This window comes from Streptomyces sp. NPDC058457 (assembly GCF_042720695.1).
Classification (GTDB): domain Bacteria; phylum Actinomycetota; class Actinomycetes; order Streptomycetales; family Streptomycetaceae; genus Streptomyces.
Map to the genome: position 1 here is coordinate 121,896 of NZ_JBHXLU010000004.1, position 23,539 is coordinate 145,434.

24 protein-coding genes and 1 pseudogene are annotated in these 23,539 nt (G+C 71.1%); 12 read left to right on the plus strand and 13 right to left on the minus strand.

Features of this window, described 5'->3' with window-relative positions:
- Positions 1 to 95: 95 nt before the first annotated feature.
- Positions 96 to 581 (plus strand): cation:proton antiporter regulatory subunit, encoded by a 486-nt coding sequence (locus ACFWPS_RS05440; protein ID WP_383701215.1) that lies wholly within the window; start codon positions 96 to 98, stop codon positions 579 to 581.
- A 6-nt stretch (positions 582 to 587) separates the two neighbouring features.
- Positions 588 to 1,826: a cation:proton antiporter gene (locus tag ACFWPS_RS05445; RefSeq protein WP_383701217.1), complete on the plus strand. Its 1,239-nt coding sequence runs from the start codon at positions 588 to 590 to the stop codon at positions 1,824 to 1,826.
- A 22-nt stretch (positions 1,827 to 1,848) separates the two neighbouring features.
- Here ACFWPS_RS05445 and ACFWPS_RS05450 read toward each other — a convergent pair.
- A pseudogene (locus ACFWPS_RS05450) lies at positions 1,849 to 2,058 on the minus strand (ATP-binding protein); the annotation flags it as partial.
- Positions 2,059 to 2,089: 31 nt separating this feature from the next.
- On the opposite strand from ACFWPS_RS05450, the gene ACFWPS_RS05455 reads away from it, so the two are divergent.
- The 5 genes from ACFWPS_RS05455 to ACFWPS_RS05475 all read left to right on the plus strand — a co-directional run bounded on the left by ACFWPS_RS05455 (position 2,090) and on the right by ACFWPS_RS05475 (position 5,442).
- A complete protein-coding gene (locus ACFWPS_RS05455; protein WP_383701219.1) occupies positions 2,090 to 2,311 on the plus strand; it encodes a DUF397 domain-containing protein in 222 nt (73 codons plus the stop codon).
- A gap of 282 nt (positions 2,312 to 2,593) precedes the next feature.
- The gene (locus ACFWPS_RS05460) at positions 2,594 to 3,478 is read left to right on the plus strand and encodes a hypothetical protein (protein ID WP_383701221.1); all 885 of its coding nucleotides are present in this window, start codon (positions 2,594 to 2,596) and stop codon (positions 3,476 to 3,478) included.
- 85 nt (positions 3,479 to 3,563) lie between these two features.
- Positions 3,564 to 4,220 carry a DUF433 domain-containing protein gene (locus tag ACFWPS_RS05465; RefSeq protein ID WP_383701489.1) on the plus strand — a complete coding sequence of 219 codons (657 nt, stop codon included), beginning with the start codon at positions 3,564 to 3,566 and terminating at the stop codon, positions 4,218 to 4,220.
- Positions 4,210 to 4,596 (plus strand): toxin-antitoxin system, toxin component, PIN family protein, encoded by a 387-nt coding sequence (locus ACFWPS_RS05470; RefSeq protein WP_383701223.1) that lies wholly within the window; start codon positions 4,210 to 4,212, stop codon positions 4,594 to 4,596. The genes ACFWPS_RS05465 and ACFWPS_RS05470 overlap by 11 nt, the downstream gene beginning before the upstream one ends.
- 84 nt (positions 4,597 to 4,680) lie before the next feature.
- Positions 4,681 to 5,442, plus strand: a complete 762-nt coding sequence (locus ACFWPS_RS05475; protein WP_383701491.1) for a metallophosphoesterase family protein — start codon at positions 4,681 to 4,683, stop codon at positions 5,440 to 5,442.
- A gap of 8 nt (positions 5,443 to 5,450) precedes the next feature.
- Here ACFWPS_RS05475 and ACFWPS_RS05480 read toward each other — a convergent pair whose 3' ends face one another.
- Both ACFWPS_RS05480 and ACFWPS_RS05485 read right to left on the minus strand, forming a co-directional pair.
- A complete protein-coding gene (locus ACFWPS_RS05480; RefSeq protein WP_383701225.1) occupies positions 5,451 to 6,248 on the minus strand; it encodes a TIGR03943 family putative permease subunit in 798 nt (265 codons plus the stop codon).
- Positions 6,245 to 7,288, minus strand: coding sequence for a permease (locus ACFWPS_RS05485; RefSeq protein ID WP_383701227.1), 1,044 nt, complete (start codon positions 7,286 to 7,288; stop codon positions 6,245 to 6,247). Before ACFWPS_RS05485 ends, ACFWPS_RS05480 begins: the two co-directional genes overlap by 4 nt.
- A gap of 171 nt (positions 7,289 to 7,459) precedes the next feature.
- Between ACFWPS_RS05485 and ACFWPS_RS05490 the strand changes: the two genes are divergently transcribed.
- Positions 7,460 to 9,385: an NAD-binding protein gene (locus tag ACFWPS_RS05490; protein WP_383701493.1), complete on the plus strand. Its 1,926-nt coding sequence runs from the start codon at positions 7,460 to 7,462 to the stop codon at positions 9,383 to 9,385.
- A 355-nt stretch (positions 9,386 to 9,740) separates the two neighbouring features.
- On the opposite strand, the gene ACFWPS_RS05495 is transcribed toward ACFWPS_RS05490, so the two are convergent.
- On the minus strand, positions 9,741 to 11,561 hold the full coding sequence (locus tag ACFWPS_RS05495) for a prolyl oligopeptidase family serine peptidase (protein ID WP_383701229.1): 1,821 nt from the start codon (positions 11,559 to 11,561) through the stop codon (positions 9,741 to 9,743).
- 148 nt (positions 11,562 to 11,709) lie between these two features.
- Here ACFWPS_RS05495 and ACFWPS_RS05500 point away from each other — a divergent pair, with 148 nt between their 5' ends.
- A complete protein-coding gene (locus ACFWPS_RS05500; RefSeq protein WP_383701232.1) occupies positions 11,710 to 12,507 on the plus strand; it encodes an SURF1 family protein in 798 nt (265 codons plus the stop codon).
- A gap of 31 nt (positions 12,508 to 12,538) precedes the next feature.
- Here the strand turns inward: ACFWPS_RS05500 and ACFWPS_RS05505 are convergent, their stop codons facing one another.
- The 4 genes from ACFWPS_RS05505 to ACFWPS_RS05520 all read right to left on the minus strand — a co-directional run bounded on the left by ACFWPS_RS05505 (position 12,539) and on the right by ACFWPS_RS05520 (position 17,418).
- Positions 12,539 to 13,672 (minus strand): hypothetical protein, encoded by a 1,134-nt coding sequence (locus ACFWPS_RS05505; RefSeq protein WP_383701235.1) that lies wholly within the window; start codon positions 13,670 to 13,672, stop codon positions 12,539 to 12,541.
- Positions 13,673 to 13,848: 176 nt separating this feature from the next.
- On the minus strand, positions 13,849 to 14,526 hold the full coding sequence (locus ACFWPS_RS05510) for a SigE family RNA polymerase sigma factor (RefSeq protein WP_217552258.1): 678 nt from the start codon (positions 14,524 to 14,526) through the stop codon (positions 13,849 to 13,851).
- A 544-nt stretch (positions 14,527 to 15,070) separates the two neighbouring features.
- Complete coding sequence (locus ACFWPS_RS05515) at positions 15,071 to 16,150, minus strand: aspartate-semialdehyde dehydrogenase (RefSeq protein WP_383701238.1); 1,080 nt, start codon at positions 16,148 to 16,150, stop codon at positions 15,071 to 15,073.
- A complete protein-coding gene (locus tag ACFWPS_RS05520) occupies positions 16,147 to 17,418 on the minus strand; it encodes an aspartate kinase (protein ID WP_383701241.1) in 1,272 nt (423 codons plus the stop codon). Before ACFWPS_RS05520 ends, ACFWPS_RS05515 begins: the two co-directional genes overlap by 4 nt.
- Before the next feature lie 191 nt (positions 17,419 to 17,609).
- Between ACFWPS_RS05520 and ACFWPS_RS05525 the strand changes: the two genes are divergently transcribed.
- Positions 17,610 to 18,350 (plus strand): response regulator transcription factor, encoded by a 741-nt coding sequence (locus ACFWPS_RS05525; protein ID WP_383701246.1) that lies wholly within the window; start codon positions 17,610 to 17,612, stop codon positions 18,348 to 18,350.
- Complete coding sequence (locus tag ACFWPS_RS05530; protein ID WP_383701249.1) at positions 18,347 to 19,699, plus strand: sensor histidine kinase; 1,353 nt, start codon at positions 18,347 to 18,349, stop codon at positions 19,697 to 19,699. Before ACFWPS_RS05525 ends, ACFWPS_RS05530 begins: the two co-directional genes overlap by 4 nt.
- Here the strand turns inward: ACFWPS_RS05530 and ACFWPS_RS05535 are convergent.
- Complete coding sequence (locus tag ACFWPS_RS05535) at positions 19,665 to 20,165, minus strand: SgcJ/EcaC family oxidoreductase (RefSeq protein ID WP_383701252.1); 501 nt, start codon at positions 20,163 to 20,165, stop codon at positions 19,665 to 19,667. The two genes, ACFWPS_RS05530 and ACFWPS_RS05535, sit on opposite strands and share 35 nt — an antisense overlap.
- A gap of 77 nt (positions 20,166 to 20,242) precedes the next feature.
- Complete coding sequence (locus ACFWPS_RS05540; protein WP_383701255.1) at positions 20,243 to 20,410, minus strand: hypothetical protein; 168 nt, start codon at positions 20,408 to 20,410, stop codon at positions 20,243 to 20,245.
- 111 nt (positions 20,411 to 20,521) lie between these two features.
- On the opposite strand from ACFWPS_RS05540, the gene ACFWPS_RS05545 reads away from it, so the two are divergent.
- Entirely contained in the window at positions 20,522 to 21,244 is a 723-nt protein-coding gene (locus tag ACFWPS_RS05545; RefSeq protein WP_383701258.1) for a sulfite exporter TauE/SafE family protein, read from the plus strand.
- Between the two features lie 18 nt (positions 21,245 to 21,262).
- On the opposite strand, the gene ACFWPS_RS05550 is transcribed toward ACFWPS_RS05545, so the two are convergent.
- The 3 genes from ACFWPS_RS05550 to ACFWPS_RS05560 form a co-directional block, all read right to left on the minus strand.
- Entirely contained in the window at positions 21,263 to 21,841 is a 579-nt protein-coding gene (locus ACFWPS_RS05550; protein ID WP_383701261.1) for a Uma2 family endonuclease, read from the minus strand.
- 50 nt (positions 21,842 to 21,891) lie between these two features.
- Positions 21,892 to 22,401, minus strand: coding sequence for a hypothetical protein (locus ACFWPS_RS05555; RefSeq protein WP_383701264.1), 510 nt, complete (start codon positions 22,399 to 22,401; stop codon positions 21,892 to 21,894).
- A 556-nt stretch (positions 22,402 to 22,957) separates the two neighbouring features.
- A complete protein-coding gene (locus tag ACFWPS_RS05560) occupies positions 22,958 to 23,491 on the minus strand; it encodes a VOC family protein (protein ID WP_383701267.1) in 534 nt (177 codons plus the stop codon).
- Positions 23,492 to 23,539: the final 48 nt, after the last annotated feature.

Sequence of the window (23,539 nt, forward strand, 5' to 3'; positions counted from 1 at the left end):
CCCCCGGCCCGTGTCTCCCGCCTTCCCCGTTAGGGTGTTGTTAAAGAAAGTGCAAAGAACCAGCGGGGCGAGACGACGAGACAGGGGAGACAGCCTTGGGGGCTCCACGCCTGAGCAGGACGCCGTTGCCGGGAATCGGGGTTCGTTACGACCTCACCACGCGGGAGCAGGACAAGGTGTCCGTGGTCGCGCACCGGGACGGTTCACGGACTCTGAGCGCCTACCACCGGGACGACCCCGACGCCTGCGCCCTGTCGCTGCGGCTGTCCTCGGGCGAGACGGCGGCCCTCATCGACGCGCTGATGCCGATGCACCACAGCCCGAACCTGCTGTCCACCACCGACCTGGGGCTGGTGGCCGAGCGGATCGAACTCTCCGCCACCTCGTACTGGAACGGCCGGCTCCTTGCCGAGACCCGGATGCGGACCGACACCGGCGTCTCCATCGTCGCCGTGCTGCGCCGCGCAGAGGCGGTCCCCTCCCCCACCCCCGGCTTCCGGCTCGCCGGCGGGGACACGCTCATCGTGATCGGCACCCGTGAGGGCGTCGACGCGGCCGCCGCGATACTCGGGCGGGAGTGAGTCCGCGTGCACGACTCCTCCGTGTTCCTGATCGAGTTCGGTGCGATCATCCTCGGTCTCGGCCTGCTCGGCCGGCTCGCCGGACGCCTCCGCTTCTCGCCCATCCCCCTCTACCTGCTGGCCGGGCTCGCCTTCGGCGAGGGCGGGCTCTACCCGCTCGGCACCAGCGAGGAGTTCGTCGCGATCGGCGCCGAGATAGGCGTAGTACTCCTTCTCCTCATGCTCGGCCTGGAGTACACGGCCAGCGATCTCGTCTCCAACCTCAGGACGCAGTACCCGGCGGGCCTGGTCGACGCCGCGCTGAACGCGCTGCCCGGTGCCGCGATGGCCCTGCTGCTGGGCTGGGGCCCGGTGGCGGCCGTGGTGCTGGCCGGCGTCACCTGGATCTCCTCCTCCGGAGTCATAGCCAAGGTCCTCGGCGACCTGGGGCGGCTCGGCAACCGGGAGACCCCGGTGATACTGAGCATCCTGGTCCTGGAGGACCTCTCCATGGCCGTCTACCTGCCGATCATCACCGCGCTGCTGGCCGGCGTCGGTCTCGCGGCGGGCAGCCTCACGCTGGCGGTCGCCCTCGGGGTCGCGGGGCTGGTCCTGCTGATCGCCGTCCGCTACGGCAGGCACATCTCGCGGTTCGTCTCCAGCGACGACTCGGAGAAGCTGCTCCTGGTGGTCCTGGGCCTGACCCTGCTGGTCGCGGGCATCGCACAGAAACTCCAAGTCTCCGCCGCGGTGGGCGCGTTCCTCGTCGGCATAGCGCTCTCCGGCGAGGTGGCGGAGGGCGCCCACCACCTCCTGGCGCCCCTCCGTGACCTGTTCGCCGCGGTCTTCTTCGTCTTCTTCGGCCTGCACACCGACCCGTCGAGCATCCCGCCGGTGCTGCTGCCCGCGCTCGCCCTGGCGACCGTCACCACGCTGACGAAGATCGCCACCGGTTACTGGGCCGCGAAACGCGCCGGGATCCCGGCCAAGGGCCGCTGGCGGGCCGGCGGCACGCTGGTCGCCCGCGGCGAGTTCTCCATCGTCATCGCGGGCCTCGCCGTCACCGCCGGCATCGAACCCTCCCTGGGCCCCCTGGCCACGGCCTACGTCCTCATCCTCGTCATCGTGGGCCCCCTCACCGCCCGCTACACCGAACCCCTGGCCCGCCGCCTCACCGGCCGGTCCCCGACAGCGGAGCCCCTGCCGACCGACGCCCCGGTCCCGGAGACCACGGTGCCCGGCCAGGACGCGGTGGGCCGGACGTGACCGGGCTCAGCGGCAACCCCGGTCACGGCGAGGCGATGAGCACCTCCGCCCACACCGTCTTGCCCACGGGGTGACGCGGCGTGCACCCCCACCGCAGGGCCAGGACGTCCACCAGGAGCAGGCCGCGCCCCGACTCCCCGTCAGGAACGCACGAGGGCGCAGCGGCAGGCGGCCTCCGCACGGAGTCGGCGTCCGCGACCTCGACACGGACCAGACCGACCGCGGAGTCGACATGATCCGATCCGTGAGGGAGGACAACCACCGTGGAGCGAAGGTCCCGTCCCGATCCGAACGGCGCCGCCTGGCGCAGGAGCAGCTACAGCAATCAGGAGGGGGGCGACTGCGTGGAGGTGGCCGACGGGTTCCCCGGCGCCGTCCCCGTCCGTGACAGCAAGGTCCCGGCCGGTCCGTCCCTGACCTTCGAGGCCCGCTCCTGGGCCCTGTTCATAGGCGAGTTGAAGGCGGGCCGGCGCCACCGCGTCTGAGCCTGCCGGGTGCCGGTCACGGCCCGCCTTCCCGGTCCGCCGGATCCTGGATCGCGAGGATCCGGCGGGCCGCTGACCTCCCCAGAGAACCGGGGGAAAGAACTGCCCGCCCGCCCACCCTCCCGCGCGCCGAAGCCCGCGTCACCCGTCCGAGTGACCGGCTTGCAGGGGCGGGATACGGGCGGTTACGTTCACCGCGACAACCGCAAGCAGATACGGCCCCCGGCCGGGATTGCCGTCCCGAACGAGGGCCTGACCGATCAGGAAGAGCAGAACTTCCCGATGGCTGAGCCGCAGTCTAACGCGCGCCTGCGCGCCGACGCCGGAGCACCGACCTCCGGCGTGATCCACGTCCGCACCCGCCTCACGGCCGACTTCACCGTGATCTCCAACGCCCTCGCTCAACGGCGCGGGAGCGCGGTCACGGTCGGAGTGGCGACGTACATCCTCTCCCTGCCCGACGGCACCGCCGTGAGCATCACCGCCCTGTGCGAGCACTTCGACGAGGGCGAGATCCTCATCTCGCGAGCGCTCAGGGAATTGGAAGAGGCCGGGTACCTGGAGCGCCGCCGCGAGCGCCTGCCCTCCGGGCAGATCCGTACCCGGACGTACTTCTACGACGTCCCCGGCGGCTCCCCCGCCCCGGAGCCTCCCGAGCCGCCGAAGCCGCCCCGCCCCCGTAGGACAACGCCCGCGAGCGGCCCGGTAACCGCGCAACCAGCGGCGCACACACCCCAACCGTCCGAGGCGGGGCCGGAGACGGAGACGTCGGCTTCGCTCGCCGATGCCGACCCGCGGGCCATCGCCGTACTCACGGCACTGCGCCGCGTCGATCCGCGACTGATCCTTTCCGGGCAGGAGGCCGCACGACTCGCACCGGCGGTCTCCGAATGGCTCGCGGCCGGCGTCGACGCGCCCCGGCTCACCGAGTTCCTCACCGCAAGGCTGCCCGACCGTTTCCGAGCCCGCCCGGCAGGCATCCTCGCCTTCCGCCTGCGCGAGACGCCCCTTCCCGCCCCGCCCCCACTCCCGTCGAAGCGTCTCGCGGACCGCCCGACCGTCCCGCCCTTCCAGACCTGCGACGGCTGCGACCGGGCGTTCCGCGCGCCGGAACGCGGACGTTGCCGGGACTGCCGGGCCGGGAACGATCTCCGTGCGGCCGGTTGAGCTGGTGGCCGGGTGTGCGGTCCACCCGCAGGTGGGCGGCTTGATGCGCAACGATGCGAAACCCGGCATCAGGAGGAGGTGGGGCATGGTCGACAGATTCACGGACGGACTTCTGACACCCAGGGAAACGACCTCCTACCTTGAGATTCCGCAGTCGACTCTCGCCACGTGGCTGAAGGGTCAGGCCGCCGGAGCGCCGCTGGTCCACCAGGTGGAGCCGGTGCGGAGGGGGCAGCCTTCCGTTCCGTTCATCGCAGTGGCCGAGGCACACGTCCTTCGTTCTCTGCGTTCGCTGGGTCTCCGCATGAGCGAGATCAGGGAGGCGGCCGCCACGGTACGGGACGCCTTCGACACCCCGTACGGTCTTGTGTCCAAGCGGATCGCCACGGACGGTGTGGACATCTTCGTCGAGCACGGGTGGGGGGATCTCCGAAGAGCCCGGGACGGCCAAGTTCCCATCAAGGAGGTGGTCTCCGACTACCTCCGTTACCTCACCTGGGAGCCCGGCGAGGACTTCCCCTCCAGCCTGCGACTGCGACAGTATCCGGAGTCCGTCCCCGTCGTGATCGATCCGCGGTTCGGCCACGGTCTTCCTGTGGTGGCCGCCAACCGAGTCACGGTGAAGGCGATCACCGACCTCTGGGAGGCCGGGGAAACGGTCGAAGACATCGCTTACGACTACGACATGACGCCTGAGCAGGTGGATGCCCTCTGCCAGGCAGTGGTGCACCTTGCCGCCTGAGTTCTTCCTCGACCGGAATCCCGGTCGTCGTGTCGCCGAGGGGCTGAGGACCTGCGGGTGGACGGTTCACCGGATCGGAGACGTCTTCCCTGACGACGGGCAGGACGTTCCCGACGAGAAGTGGATCACCTACGGTCTCGACCGATCCTGGGTCCCGCTCTCGAAGGACGGACGGATCAAGGCCCGGGACCTGGAGATCCAGCCTGTCCTGGAGCGTGAAGCAGTGCTGTTCTACCTCGACAACCAGCAGCTTCGCAGCAGCGAGATGGTCGAACGGCTCGTCGCACGCGTCGATGCGATCCATCGGGCCCTTGAGAAGGGCGGTCCGGCGGCGTACGCCGTGCGCCACGACCGTATCGAGCGCACCTGGCCGTGAGGGCCTCGACCCACTGATCAGGCCGAGCTACGCGCCGGGCGAAAGACCACACCGCGCGGCTGCCTTCACCCCACGGTGGTGACCATGCTGAACCGAGTAGCCGTCCTGTCCGACATTCACGGCGTACTGCCGGCCTTGGAGGCCGTACTCGCCGAACCGGACGTCAGCACCGCCGATCACATCGTGCTCACCGGCGACATCACCGCCGGCCCGCAACCGACCCAGGTTCTCGACCTGTTGACCAGCCTCGGCGACCGCGTCATCTGGATCAGCGGCAACGCCGACCGCGAACTCCTCGAATTCCGACGGGGGCAACGCGACACCATCCCCGATCCCATTGCCCCCTGGGCAGCCTCGCAGCTCCGTGAGGACCATCTCGACCTTCTCGGCTCGTTGCCACGATCACTCTCTCTGCCCGTGAACGGCTTGGGAATGGTGCTGTTCTGCCATGCCACCCCTCGCGACGACGAAGAGGTCGTCCTTGTCGACTCCCGCCTCGACCGCTGGAGGGAAGTCTTCGACGGGCTCGACACCGACATCCGCACCGTGGTCTGCGGCCATACCCACATGCCGTTCGTCCGTCTCGCCCACGGCAGACTTGTGATCAACCCAGGCAGCATCGGAATGCCCTACGGACGAACCGGAGCACACTGGGCCCTCCTGGGCCCGGGAGTCGAACTTCGCACCACGAACTTCGATATCCAGAGCGCAGTCACCCGACTCAGCCAGGACTCGTCCTACCCCGATATCACCGAATGGGCCGACTACTTCCTGCACGCACGCGCGACCGACGCCGACGCCCTCGCGGCCTTCGCCCCACGGGACGGACGCGACCACAGGCCGTGACAGGCTCGTCAGTTGTTCCAGGTCTCGTCGTACGGGTCGGCCGGTGTCGGGATCGGCTTGGCGTCGGTGACCTGGAGGAACGGGATCGGGCCGTTGTTCACCGGGTCGCGGGTCTGCTTGGTGGTGTAGGTGCCCGTCACCTGGAGCCAGGCGTCCGGCTGCAGGACCGGGGGGATCTTGCCGGTCAGGCCCACCTTCACGGGCTGGGCGTCCGCCGCGCAGCAGTTGAGGGCCATGCGGACGAGATACGGGGTGCCGGCCGAGTCGACGGCCACGAAACCGGCGATCCGGACCTGGCGGCCGGCCAGCGAACGGCCGTGGTCGTAGGCCGCGCGGCCCGCGTAGTCGACCAGGTTGAGCGGTATCGGGTCGGACTTGGGCAACTTCAGGTAGCCGTACGGCTGTTGCAGGGCCGTGCCGGTGCGCAGCGCGCTGTAGGAGCCGAGCGCGGGCGGGGCGACGAGGATCAGGGCGAGGAGGGGGAGGACCAGCAGCCAGGAGATCCGGGGTTCCGGGTGCGCATGTGCTTCGTGTTGCGCCTCGGGCTGCGTCTCGTGCTGGGCCTGGGACTGTGCCTCGTGCTGGGCCTGGGACTGTGCCTCGGACGTGGCCTCCTTCCGGGCGCGGGCGCGCTTCCACTCGTACCACGCCGTCGCCAGCGCCGAGACGATCAGGACGGCGCCCGCGGCCAGCACCAGCGGCTGCAGGCCCGCCTTGACGTAGCGCAGGTAGAGGTTGGTCCCGCCCGCGTGCAGCAGGGCCGCGCCGACCAGGAACATCACGGCCGCCTGTGCCTGCCGGTTCACAGCAGCACCGCCCCGGTCAGGACCGCGCCCGCGATCGCCGCCACGAAGGTGGCCGGGGCGAAGCGCAGGGCGAAGCCGCGGCCGAAGGTGCCCGCCTGCATCGCGAAGAGCTTGAGGTCGATCATCGGGCCCACGATCAGGAACGCCAGCTTCGCGGTGAGCGAGAACTGGGTCAGGGAAGCCGCCACGAACGCGTCCGCCTCCGAGCAGATGGACAGGAGTACGGCCAGGATCGACAGGGCGAGGATCGCGACCACCGGGTTGGCGGCCGCCGTACGCAGCCACTCCGCCGGGGCCACCGCCTTCAGCGTCGCCGCCGCCATCGCGCCGAGCACCAGGAAGCCGCCCGCCTGCATGGTGTCGTGCCGGACCGAGGACCAGAACGCCTCCCCCTTGGTCTCGCCCTCGTGGTGCGCGTGCGCCGGCAGCCGTAGCCAGTCGGTACGGCCGAGCCGCTGCCACAGCCAGCCCATCGCGCAGGCCACCAGCAGGCTGCCGGCGAAGCGGCCCACGACCATCTCGGGGTTGCGCGGGAACGCCACCGCCGTCGCGGTCAGCACGATCGGGTTGATCGCGGGGGCGGAGAGGAGGAAGGCGATGGCCGCGGCGGGAGTGACGCCCCGGCGGACCAGGGCGCCGGCCACCGGGACCGACGCGCACTCGCAGCCCGGGAGGATCACCCCGGCCAGGCCCGCGACCGGCACCGCCAGGGCGGGGTGGCCGGGCAGGGCGCGGGCGAAGAAGGAGGGCGGGACGAAGACCGCGATAGCGGCGGAGAGGAGCACACCGAGGACGAGGAACGGGAGCGCCTGGACGACCACCGCCACGAACACCGTCATCCAGCTCTGCATCACCGGCTTCGACAGCGCGCCGCGCACCGGCCCCTGGAACACCACGACCACGAGGAGGAGCAGGGTCAGGGCCAGCGGGGAGTTGAGGTGCCAGCCCTCCTGGTCGGGCGGGGTGCGGGGGCCGTCGGCGCCGGGGGTCCCGTCCTCGGGCGCAACCCCGGGCGGGGCGGCTTTCTCGGTGATGGCCACGGGTCGGATACCTCCGGCACTTCGGTCAGATCAGGGATTATGCTCCCTCACCTTCCCTACGGGCGGTCAGGGGCGGCTGTTCACCTCGTTGCTGGAACCATGCGTCCCGTTGAGGCAGTCTTTTCCCTTGTGGCGAGCGTTCCTTATCAAGGTGGTGGCGGTCCGGCCCAGATGGTGGTGTGCGGGGACGACGGACTCGCGCACCGGCTGGCCGCCGAGTTGCGCACGGTCTACGGCGAACAGGTCACCCTTGTCGTACCGCCGAACGTGCGCATCGCGCGGCCGCCGGTCGTCGGACGCGCCCGGGCAGCCTCGGCCGCGCTGTTCGACCGGGTGGTCAGCGCGACCGTGGGACGGACGGGCGGCAACGGCGGCAACGGCGGCGGGAACGGGAGCAGTGCCGGCGGTGCCGCTCCGGTCGCCGGTGCCACTGAAGGGCCGCGCGGAGAACGGGTGCTGGAGGCCGTCGAGGCCAGTGAGGCGGTGCTCGCCGAGGCGGGTGTGGAACGGGCCGCCGCGCTCGCGCTCGTGTACGACGACGACGAGACCAACATCCGGGCCGCCCTCACCGCCCGCCGGCTGAATCCACGGCTGCGGCTCGTACTGCGCCTGTACAACCGGCGGTTGGGGCAGCACATCGAGGAACTCCTCGACCAGGCGGCCGCGCTGGCGATCGGGGACGCGGACGGCACCGGGGGCGGCGCGGTGGGGGACGCCTCCACGATCGTGCTGTCCGACGCCGACACCGCCGCACCCGCGCTCGCCGCCACCGCCCTCGCCGGGCGCGGCAAGGTCATCCACACGGAGGGCCTGGTGCTGCGGGCGGTGGACCTGCCGCCGGGTGCCGTCGCGGGACAGGACGCCGCCGAACGGGGGCTGTTCCCACTGGCGTTGCTCTCGCCGAACAGCACCGGGCCCGAGCCGGCCGAGGGCGGCCGGGCGCGAGGGCCGCTGATGCTGCCGGACGGGGAGCAGGTACGGGCGGCTGCGGACGTCGGTGAGCGTGGCGTGATGGTGCTGGAGCACGTGTCGTCGTCCGCGGGGGCGGCGGAGCCGGCCGGGCGCGGGGTCGGGGTCGTACCGCCGCTCGCCTCGCTCTTCTCGCGGCGGCTCAGGTGGTCGCTGGCCGGGAGCGTGGCGTGCGTGGTCGCGCTCGCGGTCGCGTTGTCGGTGGTGACGCACATGCATCCGGTGCGGGCCTTCTACTACACGCTCCTCGACCTGTTCGCCATCGACAATCCCGCGATCGGGGCGTCGCTCGGCCGGCAGATCCTGCAGTTGCTGTCGGGGCTGGTCGGGTTGCTGCTGCTGCCGGTGCTGCTGGCGGCGGTCCTGGAGGCGCTCGGGACCTTCCGGACGGCTTCCGCGCTGCGCAAGCCGCCTCGGGGGCTGAGTGGGCATGTGGTGCTCCTCGGGCTGGGGAAGATCGGTACCCGCGTGCTGACGCGGTTGCGGGAGCTGCACGTTCCCGTGGTGTGCGTCGAGTCGGATCCCGAGGCGCGCGGGCTGGCGGTGGCGCGGCGGCTGCGGGTGCCGGTGGTGTTCGGGGACGTGACCCAGGAAGGGGTCCTGGAGGCCGCCAAGATCCATCGGGCGCAGGCGCTGCTCGCGGTGACCAGCGCCGACACGACGAATCTGGAGGCCGTGCTGTACGCGCGGTCCGTGCGGCCCGATCTGACGGCCGTGCTGCGGCTGTACGACGACGACTTCGCGACCGCCGTGTACCGGACGCTGCGGGCGGCGCATCCGCAAGCCGTCACCCGGAGCCGGAGCGTGTCCTATCTGGCGGCGCCGTCCTTCGCGGGGGCGATGCTGGGGCGGCAGATCCTCGGGGCGATTCCGGTGGAGCGGAAGGTGTTGCTGGTGGCGGTGGTGGAGGTGGGCGGGCATCCGCACTTGGAGGGGCGGACCGTGGAGGGGGCGTTTCGGGCGGGGGCCTGGCGGGTGCTGGCGCTTGAGGGGCGGCCGGGGGTTGCGGCGGGGGAGTATGTGCTGCGGGGTGGGGATCGGGTGGTGGTGGTCGCGACCCGGAGGGGGCTGGCCGAGCTGTCCGGACGCCGGGTTCTGCCCACCCACCCACCCGACTCGCCCAGTTGAGGGGTGGGGGTGGGTGGGTTGCGGTGGCGTGAGTCCCTGCGGGTACGTCGTGGCTGGTCGCGCAGTTCCTCGCGCCCCTGACGGGGCGCTTCAGGGCCGCGCGCTCAGCAGCGCCCTGCACCCCTTTCGGGAATCCGCGCCGTGGTTCGGTGCCGCACCGTGGTTCGGTGCCGCGCCGTCGTGGTCGCTCGCGCCCACGCGGCGGAGCCGTATATCGGATAGAGCCCCGCGCCCCCGACGGGGCGCCTGAGCGCTGCCTGCTCGGCAGTACCCCGCGCCCCCTGGCGTGCCCCAGCGGGGGTGAGGGCCTCGCTTCTTCATGGACCGAGTCGGGTGGGTGGGTGGGAAAGCGGGGTCAGTCTGTCGGCGCCGCCGCCGTAGGCGTGAGGTGGCGTTCGGCGAACTCCATTTCCAGGCGGAGTTGCTTGATGCGTTCGTCCACCACCAGGGAACCGTGGCCCGCGTCGTAGCGGTAGACCTCGTGCAGGGCCGAGCGGGCTGCCAGGCGGTTGACGTAGTTGTCGATCTGGCGGATCGGGCAGCGGGGGTCGTTGAGGCCGGCCGAGATGTAGACGGGGGCCTTGACGTCGTCCACGTAGGTGAGGGGGGAGGAGGCGGCGAAGCGGTCGGGGACCTCCTCCGGGGTGCCGCCCAGCAGCGTGCGGTCCATCGCCTTCAGTGACTCCATCTCGTCGTGGTACGCCGTGACGTAGTCGGCGACCGGGACGACCGCGATGCCCACCGCCCAGGAGGCGGGCTGGGTGCCCAGGCCCAGGAGCGTGAGGTAGCCGCCCCAGGAGCCGCCCGTCAGGACGAGACGGTCGGGGTCGGCGAGGCCGGACTCCACCGCCCAGTCCCGGACCGCCGCCACGTCCTCCAGCTCGATCAGGCCCACCCGGTGCTTCAGCGCGTCCGTCCAGGCCCGGCCGTAACCCGTGGAGCCGCGGTAGTTGATGCGGACCACCGCGTACCCGTGGTCCACCCAGGCCGCCGGGCCCGCCGCGAAGCTGTCACTGTCGTGCCAGGTCGGGCCGCCGTGCAGGTCGAAGACGGTGGGCAGGGGGCCGACGGCTCCGGCCGGCTTCTGGATCAGGGCGTGGACGGGGCCGCCGGGGCCCTCCACCCACGCGTCCGAGACCGGGACCGACGGCGGGCACTTCATCCCGGGCGGGTCCAGGACCACCTCGCCGGTCGTCGAGCGGACCACCGGCGGCTCGGCGGCCGACGACCAGAGGTACTCGACGGTGCGGTCGGGGCGGGCCGTGGCCCCGGAGACGGAGCCCGCCGGGGTCGGGATGCGCTCCAGCGCGCCCGTGGCCAGGTCGTAGCGGAACAGGTCGCTGCGGGCCTTGTGGCTGTGCACGACGAGCAGCGCGCCACCGTCCGGGTACCACTCCGCGCTCACGTCGCCCGGCAGGTCGAGGGTCAGGTCCGTCTGCTCGCCGGAGACGACGTCCCAGACCAGGGGCTCCCAACGGCCGCGCCGCTGGTGGCCGATGAGCAGGCGCGGGTCGCCGTCGACCGGGGCGAAGCCCAGCACCTCCAGGCCCAGCTCCTCCGTGCCGCCGGCGGTGTCGTCGAGCTCGGCGACCGTCGTACCGTCCGGACGGACCACGCGCAGCGCCGAGTGCATGGCGTCACCGTGCTCGGTGTGCTCGATCGCGATCAGCGAGCCGTCGTGGGAGAGGTCGCCGACCCCCGCCGACTCGGCGTGCCGGTAGATCTCCAGCGGCTCCTCGCCCGTTCTGGCCAGGAAGATCGTCGTACCTTCGTCGTCCGTCGAGCGGCCCACGACCGCCGTACGGCCGTCCCGGCCCAGCGCCAGGCCCGAGGGGTACGACGGGTCCAGGCCCGGCGTCGCCTCCTCGTCGGCGCCGCCGCCGAAGGGCTGGCGGCGCCAGACGCCGAACTCGTCGCCGTCCTTGTCGTCGAACCACCAGATCCACGCGCCGTCCGGGGAGAGCAGCCCGTCCGTCGTGCCGTTCGGCCGGTTCGTCGCCTGGCGCTGCTCCCCGCTCGCGCGGTCCCAGGCGTACAGCTCGTACGTCCCCGTCGCGTTCGACACGAACAGGGAACGGTCGGGGGCGTCCTCCGCCCAGTCCGGCAGGGAGACCCGAGGGGCGCGGAAGCGCTTCTCCCAGTCCGGCATGTCGCTCTCACTCATGGCCGCAGTCATGGCCCCATAGTGCCCGTCCCCGCCCACAATGCGTCGAGGAGCATCCGCAGCCTGTGGATAACTTTGCGAACCCCAAGGTCGGCGGTGGCCCCGACGCGCGCCCACCCCGCCCGTAAACCGCCATGAACCGCCCCGTACCGTGGACGGCGTGTACCGCTTCCTGCTGACACCCCGCTGGTGGGGCATCAACGTCTTCGTGCTGCTCGCCATCCCGTTCTGCATCTTCATGGGGTCGTGGCAGCTGAGCCGCTTCGAGGCGCGGGTCGAGGCGCATCGCAGCGCCGACAAGCAGGTCGAGACGGCGAAGACGGAGGCGGCCCGGCCGCTCGCCGAGCTGCTGCCCGTCGACCAGTCGACCTCCGGTCAGCGGGCCACCGTCACCGGCCGGTACGCCAAGCAGCTGCTCGTGCCCGACCGTCAGGTCGACGGGAAGAACGGCTTCTACGTCCTGGCCCTGCTGCGCACCGACTCCGGCAAGGCCCTGCCCGTCGTACGCGGCTGGCTGCCCGGCAAGGCCGACGCCGCCAAGGCACCCGCCCCGCCCACCGGCGAGGTCACCGTGACCGGCGCGCTGCAGGCCTCCGAGACGCCGGGGGACAACGGCGTCAGCAACCAGGGCGGGCTGCCGTCGGGGCAGACGGCGGCGATCAGCGCGGCCTCACTCGTGAACCTGGTGTCGTACCCCGTGTACGACGCGTGGATCACCCTGGACAAGGCCGACCCGGGGATGACGGCCGTACCGGCGACCGCGCCGGACAACTCGGGGCTCGACCTGAAGGCGTTCCAGAACCTCGGCTACACCGGTGAGTGGTTCGTGTTCGCGGGGTTCGTGGTGTTCATGTGGTTCCGGTTGCTTCGCCGCGAGGTGGAGTTCGCCCGGGACGCGGAGCTCGGCCTGGTCCCGGACCCGGACGAGGAAGCCCGGCAGCCGACCGCCACCGTCTGACCCAGGTCCGGGCGCGACCCCCGGCCGCCCGTCACACCGCCGACAGGACCCCGGTCCAGTAGACCGTCCCGGCGCACGCGTTCGTCACCGTCGCCGAGCCGGTCGGAGATCCGGCCTGCGGGGTGTACGAGACCGCGATGCTCCCGTCGGCCGTGCCGTCCTCGGTGAGCAGCTGGGTGGTGGTGCCGTCCGACCCGGACGTGGTCGTACCTGCGCTGCTGCTGGCGCCCTCGGAGGGGCTCGGGGAGGCCGTGCCGCCGTCGGTGCCGCCGGTGTCGGTGGAGCCGCCGGTGCTGGTGCCGGTGGTCGGGCAGGTCTCCGAGGGGACGAAGCCGAACCTCTCGTCGTAGGCCGCGCCGGGCGCCAGGATCAGGCCGGTGAGCTCGGTGGTCGGGTCGGGCAGTCCGGCCGCCGCGTCGCCGGAGGTGTGCCGCACCACCTGGATCTTGGTGGCGTCGGCCGCGCCCTGCGCGAGGAAGGCCACGCTGCCGGGGCCGCCGACGGTGCAGCTCGTCGTCGAGACGTTGAGGATGTGGAAGGTGCCGTAGACGACGCCCGTCGAGTCGGCGGCGTCGACGGTGGACGTCGGGGTGCCGAGCTGCGCGGAGGTGCAGACCGGGGCGCTGCTGGCGGCGCTGGCGGTGGGGACGACCTTGGTGCCGTCGCCGGCGCCGGTGTTCTCGCTCTTGCCGCCGTCCTTGGCGCCGCCGGGGCGCTCGCCGGTGGTCTGGCCGCTGTTGCCGCCCGCGGTGCTGGCGCCGCCGTCCGGGTTCTTGCCTCCGGTGGAGCCGCCCTGTGCCTGGGAGGCCTGGCCGGCCATGGAGGTGTTGGGGTCGGTGCCACCGGAGTTGGATACGTGTATGAGGGCGGGGACCGCGGTGCCGATGAACAGGGCCGCGGCCGCCATGCCGACGACGGCCTGGCGCTTGCGGGCCCGGCGGGCGGGCACCGCGCGGCGCAGGTGGTCGAGGGAGCCGTCGCGCGGCGCGAGGTCGTCGACCGCGGAGTGCAGCAGCCGGCGCAGGGCCAGCTCGTCGGCGTCGAACCCGTCCAGGGCGTCGGGGCCGTCGGCACCGGCCCTGACGCCGGGGCCGAGCCCGCTCCGGAGCCCTTCAGGGCCCGGTCCCAGGCCCTCGGGGCCCTTTTCGTCGGGGCCGTGGTTCACAGTTCCGTTCCCAGCGTGCGATTGCGTGTGCTCTTGCTCGTCGTGCTGTCGTGGCGCCGGCTCCCCCGAACCGTGCCTCGAACCGGGCCCCGAACCGGGCTCATGATCATGCGTCGGCTCGTGCCAGGCGTAGGGCTCGTGGCGATCATGTGAGTCGCCTCCCTCGGGGCTGTCCGTCATACCGTCGACTCCATCGCCACCCGCAGGGCCGCGATACCGCGCGAACCGTACGCCTTCACCGAGCCCAGCGAGATGCCGAGCGTCTCGGCGACCTGGGCCTCGGTCATGTCGGCGAAGTAGCGCAGTACGAGGACCTCGCGCTGGCGGCGCTGGAGGCCCTTCATCGCCTTGATCAGGTCGCGCCGCTCCAGCTGGTCGTAGGCGCCTTCCTCGGCGCTGGCCGCGTCCGGCATCGGCTTCGAGAGGAGCTTGAGGCCGAGGATGCGGCGGCGCAGCGCGGAGCGGGACAGGTTGACGACCGTCTGGCGCAGGTAGGCCAGGGTCTTCTCCGGGTCCCGGACGCGTTTGCGGGCGGAGTGGACGCGGATGAACGCCTCCTGGACGACGTCCTCGCAGGAGGCGGTGTCGTCGAGGAGGAGCGCGGCGAGGCCGAGAAGCGAGCGGTAGTGCGCCCGGTAGGTCTCGGTGAGGTGGTCGACGGTGGTACCGGCCGCGGCCGGCGTCTCGTCGGCGCCGTCGCGCTGGCTGGGTATGCGGGTGGGCCGCGCTGCGGGCATGGGCGCGATCACCGGCATGCCGCCGGGCGCACCGGGCATGCGGGGGCGCAGGCCGGCGCGGGGCGGCCGTAGTGCCGTCGCGCCGCGGGGCGCACTGAGTTCGAGAACCTCTGCCACGCCAGTTGGACACGCCTACCCCCGCCGGGGTTGTACGTGCCGGGCATCACTTTTACGTCGGGCATGTCGGACGAGCGCACACCGAGCCCGTCGGACGGGCACACGCCGGGCCCGCCGGTAACACGCATGCCGGATCCGCCGGGTGGGCCGGGTGGGCCGGCCGGTACGGTCGGCACCGCTCCGCGCGCGTCCGGCAGCACACCCGACGGTGCCTCAATTGCCGTCATGCGACCCGCTCTTCCCTTATGTCCCATTATGAACGGGCGTCCCCACGCCCCGATCACGGCGTCCCCACGCCAGGATCATGCGTCCCCGCGGCCCGAAGGCCCGGTTTGCGTAAGTGCCTGGTAAGCAGGCGACCGCAAAGACGCTCCCCGCCGCCCGCATGGTTGCGGAGGACGGGGAGGAAAATCTTCGAACGCGGAGGGGTTCGGGTTCAAGAGGTTTGGACCATGCTCCGGGACACATTTCTTACGCGGATCCTACCCATGGGCCCGCTCCCACCCAGCGCGCCTACAGGGCGTTTGCCATGGTCACCGGCTGTTCACACAACATCCGCCATACCTGAACGGCCAGTCAGTTCCGCCGCCACCAACTCGGCGATCTGAGCGGTGTTCAGAGCGGCCCCTTTGCGAAGATTGTCCCCGCACACGAAGAGTTCCAGCGCGGTCGGGTCGTCGAGCGCCCGCCGAACCCGTCCGACCCATGTCGGATCCGTGCCCACCACGTCGGCGGGTGTCGGGAACTCGCCGGCGGCCGGGTTGTCGAAGAGGACGACGCCCGGGGCCGTGTCCAGGATCTCCCGGGCCCCGTCGACCGTGACCGGGCCCTGGAACCTGGCGTGCACCGTCAGGGAGTGGGTGGTGACCACCGGGACCCGTACGCAGGTCACCGCGACCGGCAGCTTCGGCAGGCCGAGGATCTTGCGGGACTCGTCCCGTACCTTCATCTCCTCCGACGACCAGCCGTCCTCCCGCAGCGACCCGGCCCACGGGACGACGTTGAGCGCCACCGGCTCCGGGAAGGGCCCGGTGTGCTCCCCGACCGCCCGCCGCACGTCACCGGGCTTGGTGCCCAGCTCCGTACCGGCGACCAGCGACAGCTGGGCCCGCAGCGTCTCCACGCCGGCCCGCCCGGCCCCGCTCACCGCCTGGTACGACGACACCACCAGCTCGCGCAGCCCGAACTCGGCGTGCAGCGCGCCCAGGGCGACGATCATCGACAGGGTGGTGCAGTTGGGGTTGGCGATGATCCCGCGCGGCCGGTTGCGGGCGCAGTGCGGATTGACCTCGGGGACGACGAGCGGCACCTCGGGGTCCATCCGGAAGGCCCCGGAGTTGTCCACGACGACCACGCCCCTGGCCGCGGCGACCGGCGCCCAGCGTGCGGACACCTCGTCGGGCACGTCGAACATCGCGACGTCGATCCCGTCGAAGGCCTCCTCCGACAGCGCGACGACCTCGACCTCGGCCCCGCGCACGGTCAGCTTGCGGCCGGCCGAGCGCGGGGTGGCGATCAGGCGGATCTCGCCCCAGACGTCCGCCCGCTGGGACAGGATCTGGAGCATGACCGTACCGACGGCCCCGGTCGCCCCCACGACCGCGAGCGCCGGCTTGGCGGTCATCGGCCGGTGCCTCCGTAGACCACGGCCTCATCGGTGTCGGAGTCGAGACCGAAGGCGGTGTGCACGGCGCGCACGGCCTCCGGCACGTCGTCGGCGCGGGTGACGACCGAGATGCGGATCTCGGAGGTCGAGATCAGCTCGATGTTCACACCGGCGTCGGACAGGGCCTCGAAGAAGGAGGCGGTGACGCCAGGGTTGGTCTTCATGCCCGCGCCGACCAGCGAGATCTTGCCGATCTGGTCGTCGTAGCGCAGCGAGTCGAAGCCGATGCCCGACCGGTTGCGCTCCAGCGCGTCGATGGCCTTGCGGCCCTCGGTCTTCGGGAGCGTGAAGGAGATGTCCGTCAGGCCGGTGGCGGCGGCGGACACGTTCTGCACGACCATGTCGATGTTGATGGCGGCATCGGCGATGGTCCGGAAGATGGCGGCGGCCTCGCCGGGCTTGTCCGGCACACCGACGACCGTGATCTTGGCCTCGGAGGTGTCGTGCGCGACACCGGAGATGATGGCCTGCTCCACCTTCTGGTCCCCAATCGGCTGACTGCTGACCCACGTGCCCTGCAGTCCGCTGAAGCTGGACCGGACGTGGATCGGGATGTTGTAGCGGCGCGCGTACTCCACACAGCGGTGGAGCAGCACCTTGGAACCGGAGGCGGCGAGCTCCAGCATGTCCTCGAAGGAGATCCAGTCGATCTTCTGCGCCTTCTTCACCACGCGCGGGTCGGCGGTGAACACACCGTCGACGTCGGTGTAGATCTCGCAGACCTCGGCGTCCAGCGCGGCGGCCAGCGCCACGGCCGTCGTGTCGGACCCGCCGCGCCCCAGCGTGGTGATGTCCTTCTTGTCCGCGCTGACGCCCTGGAACCCGGCGACGATCGCGATGTTGCCCTCGTCGAGCGCCGTCCTGATCCGCCCCGGCGTGACGTCGATGATCCGGGCTTTGTTGTGGACCGAGTCGGTGATGACGCCTGCCTGGCTGCCGGTGAACGACTGGGCCTCGTGGCCCAGGTTTTTGATCGCCATGGCCAGCAGTGCCATGGAGATACGCTCTCCGGCGGTCAGCAGCATGTCGAACTCACGCCCGGCAGGCATCGGGGATACCTGCTCGGCGAGATCGATCAGCTCGTCCGTCGTGTCGCCCATCGCGGAAACGACGACAACCACCTGGTTGCCGTTCTTCTTCGCTTCCACGATTCGCTTGGCGACGCGCTTGATGCCCTCGGCATCGGCAACGGAGGAGCCTCCGTACTTCTGCACGACAAGGCCCACGTGCGCTCCTCGCTCGGTCTGTTTGTGTCGGCTCAGTTTAACGAGCGTCCGAATTCCACCAGCGCGCTCCCGCATGGTGAGACGGCGGCACTCGCCACCGGAACCTGCCCAGCGAACGGCACACCACGCGGAAAGTGCCCTGCCTCACAGCGAACTCCATGAATGAAGTTTCAAGATTTAAGGTACGGGGCGTGCGCGTACTCCTGGTGGAAGACGACGAGCCGGTCGCGGAGTCCCTCCGACGCGGCCTGAAGCGGTACGGCTTCGAGGTCGAGTGGGTCACCACGGGCGCCGCCGCGCTCGCCCACACCGGTCCCTGTGACGTCGTACTCCTCGACCTCGGCCTGCCCGACACCGACGGCCTGGACGTCTGCAGGGCGCTCCGGCTCCGCGGCGACCTGCCGATCATCGTGATCAGCGCGCGCAGCGACGAGACGGACCGGGTGGTCGGCTTGGAGCTGGGCGCCGACGACTACGTCTCCAAGCCGTTCGGGGTCCGTGAGGTGATCGCCCGGATAAGGGCGGTGCTGCGCCGCACCCGGCCGCCTGCCCAGGCGGGCAGTGGACCCGACCGCTACGGACCACGTCTGACCGTGGACCGCAAGGCCGCGCGCGTCCGCCTGGACGGCGCGGAAGTGGTGCTGGCCCCCAAGGAGTACGACCTGCTGGCCTTCCTCACCGAGGAGCCGGGCGCGTTGATGTCGCGCGAGCAGATCATGGAGGCCGTCTGGGACGCGAACTGGTTCGGCCCGACCAAGACCCTGGACGTGCATGTGGCGGCCCTGCGCCGCAAGCTCGCCGGCGCGATCACCATCGAGGCCGTCCGGGGCGTCGGCTTCCGCCTGGAGATAGCCGGGCACACTCACGGCGACACCCACGGCGACACCCACGGCGACACCCACGGCGACACCCACGGCGCGGACACCTCATGAACCGCCAGCTCATCCGCAGCTACATCCTGCTCGTGGCGGTCGCCATCCTCCTGTTCACCGTCCCGGTCGCCTTCACCCTCACCAAGCAGCTCCGCGACGACACGGAACTCTCCGTCCTGCGCGAGGCGAAGACGATGGCGCTGCTGCTGGGCGGCGCCGACGGCGTCTCCTGCGAGGCCCTGACCGAGGTGGCCAAGGCGTACGACCGTGAGACCCCCGGCACGGTCCAGGCGGCCCCCGGCAGCAGCTGCGCCCCGGACCTGCCGAGGCCCACCGCCGACCGGGCGCTGACCCGCGCCGTGACGGACAACACCCCGACCACCGACTGGGGTTCCGACCTCATCTGGGGCAGCCACCTGACGGTCACCGTCCCCGCCGAGGGGGACGCGGCCGTCCGGATCGTCTACTCGACGTCGGACATGACCACCCGGCTCTGGCAGATCTGGGGCTTCCGGGCCGGCCTGGCCGTGCTCGTGCTGGCGGCGGCCGCCGCGATCGGGGCGGTCGCCGCCCGCCGGATCACCCGCCCCCTGCGCGAACTCAACTCCATGGCCAGCAGGTTCGGCGACGGCGACCTCACCGCCCGCTCCCCCGTGACCGGCCCGGCCGAGACCCAGACCCTGGCCCGCACCCTGAACCAGGGCGCGGAACGCCTGGACACGCTGGTCGCCTCGCAGCGCATCTTCGTCGCCGACGCCTCCCACCAACTGCGCACCCCGCTGACGGCGTTGCGCCTGTCCCTGGACAACATCGCGGACGGGGTCGACGACGAGTTCGTCCGCGAGGACGTGGAACAGGCGACGGCGGAGGTGGTCCGGATGAGCCGCCTGGTGAACGGCCTGCTGGTGCTGGCGCGCGCGGAGGCGAAGGTGACGGCGCCCGAGCCGTTGCAGCTGCTGGACATCGTGAACGAGCGCCTCTCCGTCTGGAGACCGGCCGCCGACGAGCGCGGAGTCGACATCGCGCTCAGGGGAACCGCCGACGGCCGGCCGTCCGTGCTGGCCGGTCCCGGTCACCTGGACCAGGTGCTGGACAACGTGCTCTCCAACGCCCTGGAGGTGTCCCCGGACGGCGCCACCATCACCGTGCGGATCGAGACCGACGCCGACGAGGTGACGCTCTCCGTCCTGGACGAGGGCCCCGGTATGACGGACGCGGAGAAGTCCCGCGCCTTCGACCGCTTCTGGCGCGGCCAGGGCCTGACCGGCCGCTCGGGCTCGGGCCTCGGGCTGTCCGTCGTACGCCAGCTGCTGACGGACGACGGCGGCACGGTGACCCTGCGGGACGCGCCGGGCGGCGGGCTGTGGGTGCGGATCACCCTTCGGGCATCGCCGAGGAGTGGTGGTTGACGATGAGCCACTTGCCGCCGCGCTTCTCGTACTCGTAGGTGTAGCGGGCCTCGACGACCCGCTGGGCACCGGTCTTGGGGTCGGTGAGGGTGAACTCGTAGACGCCCGTGTCGATGGCGGAGTTCGGGTCGAGGACGTTCACGATGGTCCGCTTCTTCTCGCCCACCGGCTTGTTCTGCAGGAAGTGCTCGAAGTAGTCGACGATCTCGGCGTGGTTGGTGCGGATCTTGTTGCTGACGGTCGGGAGGAGCACCGCGTCCTTGGCGTACAGGTCGGCCACCTGCTCCGGGTCACCGGTCCGCAGGGCGGCGTTCCACCGGTCGAAGAGGGCCGCGATCTGCTTCTTGCTCGGCTCGTGCGGCGGCTTGGAGCCACCGGCCTGGCTCACCCCGGCGCTCACCGTGGCGGCGGTGACAAGGGCGGTGAAGGTGACGGCGGCGGCGCGTATACGTGTCTTTCGGGTCATGGCCCAAGACTCGCTTTCCGCTGGTTAACGCCCGTGCAGCCGACGTACAGCGCAGGTGCAGGGCTGAGCCAATTCCCTCAGCTGCGCAGGAGACTGACGCCGGCACCGAGCGACACCACCCCCATCCCGACGGCGGTCAGCACGCCCTGCGCGCCGTCGACGACGAAGGGCGCGACGGCGGCGACGACGAGGTTGAAGAGGAAGAGGAACCACAGGACGGGCCGGGAGGCGAGCAGCGACTTCATGGGAGATGTCCTTGTCCGGGAGCAGTTGACCTGGCGAGATCAACGATTCCGTCTCCCGGGGACCGCAACGAGGGAGTGCGCTCCCGAACCGTTGGTGTAGGCAGGTACACCATGACGACGGCGTTGATCCTTCTCTCGGGCATCGTGCTGCTGGGCGCGAGTGTGCAGTGGCTGACCGGCATGGGCTTCGCGCTGGTCGCCGTACCGGCCCTGATCCTTCTTCTCGGCCCCGCCGAGGGCGTCGCGCTCGCCAACTGCGCGGCGGGCGCGATCAGTGTGGTGGGCCTGGCGGGCGGCTGGCGCCGGGTCCGTCCGGCGGCCATGGTCCCGCTGTGCGCGGCGGCGGCCTGCACCGTGCCCGCGGGCACCTGGCTGACCCACCGGCTCCCGCCGCCGTTCCTCCTCCTGACCATGGGCGCCCTGGTGACGGCGGCGGTGCTCCTGGTCATGCGGGGCGCCCGGGTCCCCGTACTCCGCGGCCGGGCGGGCGCGTTGACGGCCGGCGCGGTCGGCGGCTTCATGAACTCGGCGGCGGGCGTGGGCGGCCCCCCGGTCTCCCTCTACGCCCTCAACGCGGGCTGGACGGTACGCGAGTTCGTCCCGAACGCCCAGTTCTACGGCGTGGTCGTGAACGCCTTCTCGGTGACGGCGAACGGGGTGCCGGGGCTGAGCGGCGCGGAGTGGGCGGCGGTGGGCTGCGCCATGCTCACGGGCGGGCTGCTCGGCAGAGCGGTGGGCGACCGCATGCCCGAACACCACGCCCGCCGCCTGGTCCTCCTCCTCGCCCTGACGGGCGGGGTGACGGCGGTGGCGAAGGGGATATGGACGCTGTGACCGTCGTCGTGCGGCGACTCAGTCCGCGAACTCCTTCAGAGGCTCGGTGTCGAGGGTGATGTTCACGGGGTCCGGTAGCCTGACCGACGCTCCGATTGGCAGCTTCTCCTCGTGCCGGTAGCGACCGTCCTCCGGCTGGTTGAAGACGACGACCGAGCAGTCGTCACGGTCGATGAGGAGGTAGACGGGGATGCCTGCTGCCGCGTAGCCGTCGGGCTTCTCGACGCGATCGCGCTGGTGGGTGTCGGAGTCGTGGGACGTGACTTCCACTGCCATGAGCACGCCCGTCGCTTCGGACCAGTCCCCATGACCGACCGGGAACCCGAAGGGCGCGAGTACCCCGTCCGGCCGGGCCCTACCCTTGCGATAGCGCTCGACCTTCATCCCACGGTCACCGTAGAGCCAGAGCTCGGGACGGTGCTGCATGCACAACCGCTGCAACCAAGCAATGATCTGGTCGTGGTTGCCATCCGTCACGGCCTTCGTCTGGACCCTTCCGTTGATGAACTCCAGCCGCACGGTCTCCGGGGCATGGCGTTCGAGTTCCTCGAACTCCTCTACTGACATCTGTGGCTGGTACTCGGTCCCGGGGGTCATGGCGTCGCCTCCTCGACTCCATACTGCCCCGACCGGCACCTCCTGCACGCTCACCGCAGCCCCGCCGCGCACCGCAGGGCCTCGACGCGCTCGGTCCGCTCGTCCGCGTCGCACAGACCACAGGCCATGATCACGCGGGTGACGTGAGCCCGGCGGGCGGCCTTCTGCCGGACCTTCGCCTTGGACTTCTTCGGGGGCATCCTGCTCTCCAATCGGTTGCGGGCGAGTCCGCCCGGGTTGGCGACGGCGGAGGGAAGCCCGTCCGTCAGGGCCCTGGTGATGTCGTTCGGGGTCGCGCCACGGGACAGCCACTCCTCGGCCAGGGACGCGAGGGAACGGCAGTCGGCGTCGGACAGGGCCATACGGGAGTCGGAGGCGCGCACTTCACCGAGGACCTGAAGAGCAGTGCCGTCTTCCGGCTCGACGTCCGCGACATCGATGTCCTCGGCCGGCTGAACTTCCTCGACGCGGGCCAGCCCCGGCAGGTAGTCCTCGGTGACGTCCTTGCGGTTCAGCTTCCGCGCGAACTCCGCCCACCACTCGGCCGACCTGCTGGCCATAGCGGGGATGCTCGGCTGCGATCGCCTTGTAGCCCATCGCGTGACCGTCGTGGAGATGGTCGATGAACACGGCGAGGTCGCGGTCGCGGGGACTCAGGTGTGCGAAGTCCGGGTCGGCGTGCGGGTCTTCGTCACCCGTGGAGCGCTTGCCGTAACCCGATTTGGCCACGGGGTGCGACGGGGACGGCAGGGCGGAGCTAGGGTGGGCGTAAGCCACTGTCGAGGCTCCTCGTTCGCGTAGGTATCGAGGTCCCTCGATACGTAGGTCCAGGCCCCGGGGCCGGTGTTCCAGCACCGACCGGGGCCGATCTATTTGCCGCGAACCTAGAGCGACATTACGTTCCGGCGCAAGCCGATCACGGAACGTCACTCTTTCGAGGTAGGCGGCTTCAACTCACCTATAGACATGGCTGGTTGGGTCGGTTCATGCCGGCCCAAAACCCCAGGGAAGAGCTCGAAACCCGAGGCTCAAGCCCCGGGCCGAACTGCGGAAACACGGGACCCATCTCCACTACCGAATGTGATGGTGCATCACCTTCTTGTGATCGTGAGCGGCTCAATCGACCTGCACGGGAGCGCTGCTGCGGCCCTGCCCACGGCCGCCGAGTTCGGCGTCGAGGGTCTCCTGGGCGACCCGCATGGCCTCGGCGTACACCGGCTCGCGCAGCCGACGCCACATTTCCTCCTCGGACACGTCCTCGACGTGGGCGACCACCCACCAGATGTTGCCGAAGGGGTCCTTGACGCGCCCGCCGCGCTGCCCGAAGGCGTCGTCCGCCGGAGACGTGACGACTTCGGCACCAGCCGCGACGGCCCGGTCGAACGTGTCGTCCGCGTCGGCGACGAACACGCGCAGCAGACTCGGCAGGCCGGGCCAGTCCGGGTGCCGGTCGAAGGCCAGGACGACGGTGTCGCCGATCCGGATCTCGGCGTGTCCGATCAGGCCGTCCTCGGTCGGCACCCGCCCCAGCTCCGTACCCCCGAACGCCTGGGTGACGAAGTCCAGGAACGCCCCGGTGTCGTCGGTGACGACCCAGGGCGCGACTGTGGTGTACCCGTCCGGTGCGGCGTTTCCGGGCTGCTCGGGCATCGCGATCCTCTCGCCGGTGTCGGAATGTCACCGGTGACCGTAGGGACC

Bases quoted from the DNA above. Each gene is read 5' to 3' on its own strand.
- ACFWPS_RS05460 (WP_383701221.1), top strand. From the start codon at position 2,594: ATGGCTGAGCCGCAGTCTAACGCGCGCCTGCGCGCCGACGCCGGAGCA.
- ACFWPS_RS05465 (WP_383701489.1), top strand. From the start codon at position 3,564: ATGGTCGACAGATTCACGGACGGACTTCTGACACCCAGGGAAACGACC.
- ACFWPS_RS05475 (WP_383701491.1), top strand. From the start codon at position 4,681: ATGCTGAACCGAGTAGCCGTCCTGTCCGACATTCACGGCGTACTGCCG.
- ACFWPS_RS05490 (WP_383701493.1), top strand. From the start codon at position 7,460: ATGGTGGTGTGCGGGGACGACGGACTCGCGCACCGGCTGGCCGCCGAG.
- ACFWPS_RS05495 (WP_383701229.1), bottom strand. From the start codon at position 11,561: ATGACTGCGGCCATGAGTGAGAGCGACATGCCGGACTGGGAGAAGCGC.
- ACFWPS_RS05515 (WP_383701238.1), bottom strand. From the start codon at position 16,150: ATGACCGCCAAGCCGGCGCTCGCGGTCGTGGGGGCGACCGGGGCCGTC.
- ACFWPS_RS05530 (WP_383701249.1), top strand. From the start codon at position 18,347: ATGAACCGCCAGCTCATCCGCAGCTACATCCTGCTCGTGGCGGTCGCC.
- ACFWPS_RS05535 (WP_383701252.1), bottom strand. From the start codon at position 20,165: ATGACCCGAAAGACACGTATACGCGCCGCCGCCGTCACCTTCACCGCC.
- ACFWPS_RS05540 (WP_383701255.1), bottom strand. From the start codon at position 20,410: ATGAAGTCGCTGCTCGCCTCCCGGCCCGTCCTGTGGTTCCTCTTCCTC.
- ACFWPS_RS05545 (WP_383701258.1), top strand. From the start codon at position 20,522: ATGACGACGGCGTTGATCCTTCTCTCGGGCATCGTGCTGCTGGGCGCG.
- ACFWPS_RS05550 (WP_383701261.1), bottom strand. From the start codon at position 21,841: ATGACCCCCGGGACCGAGTACCAGCCACAGATGTCAGTAGAGGAGTTC.
- ACFWPS_RS05555 (WP_383701264.1), bottom strand. From the start codon at position 22,401: ATGGCCAGCAGGTCGGCCGAGTGGTGGGCGGAGTTCGCGCGGAAGCTG.
- ACFWPS_RS05560 (WP_383701267.1), bottom strand. From the start codon at position 23,491: ATGCCCGAGCAGCCCGGAAACGCCGCACCGGACGGGTACACCACAGTC.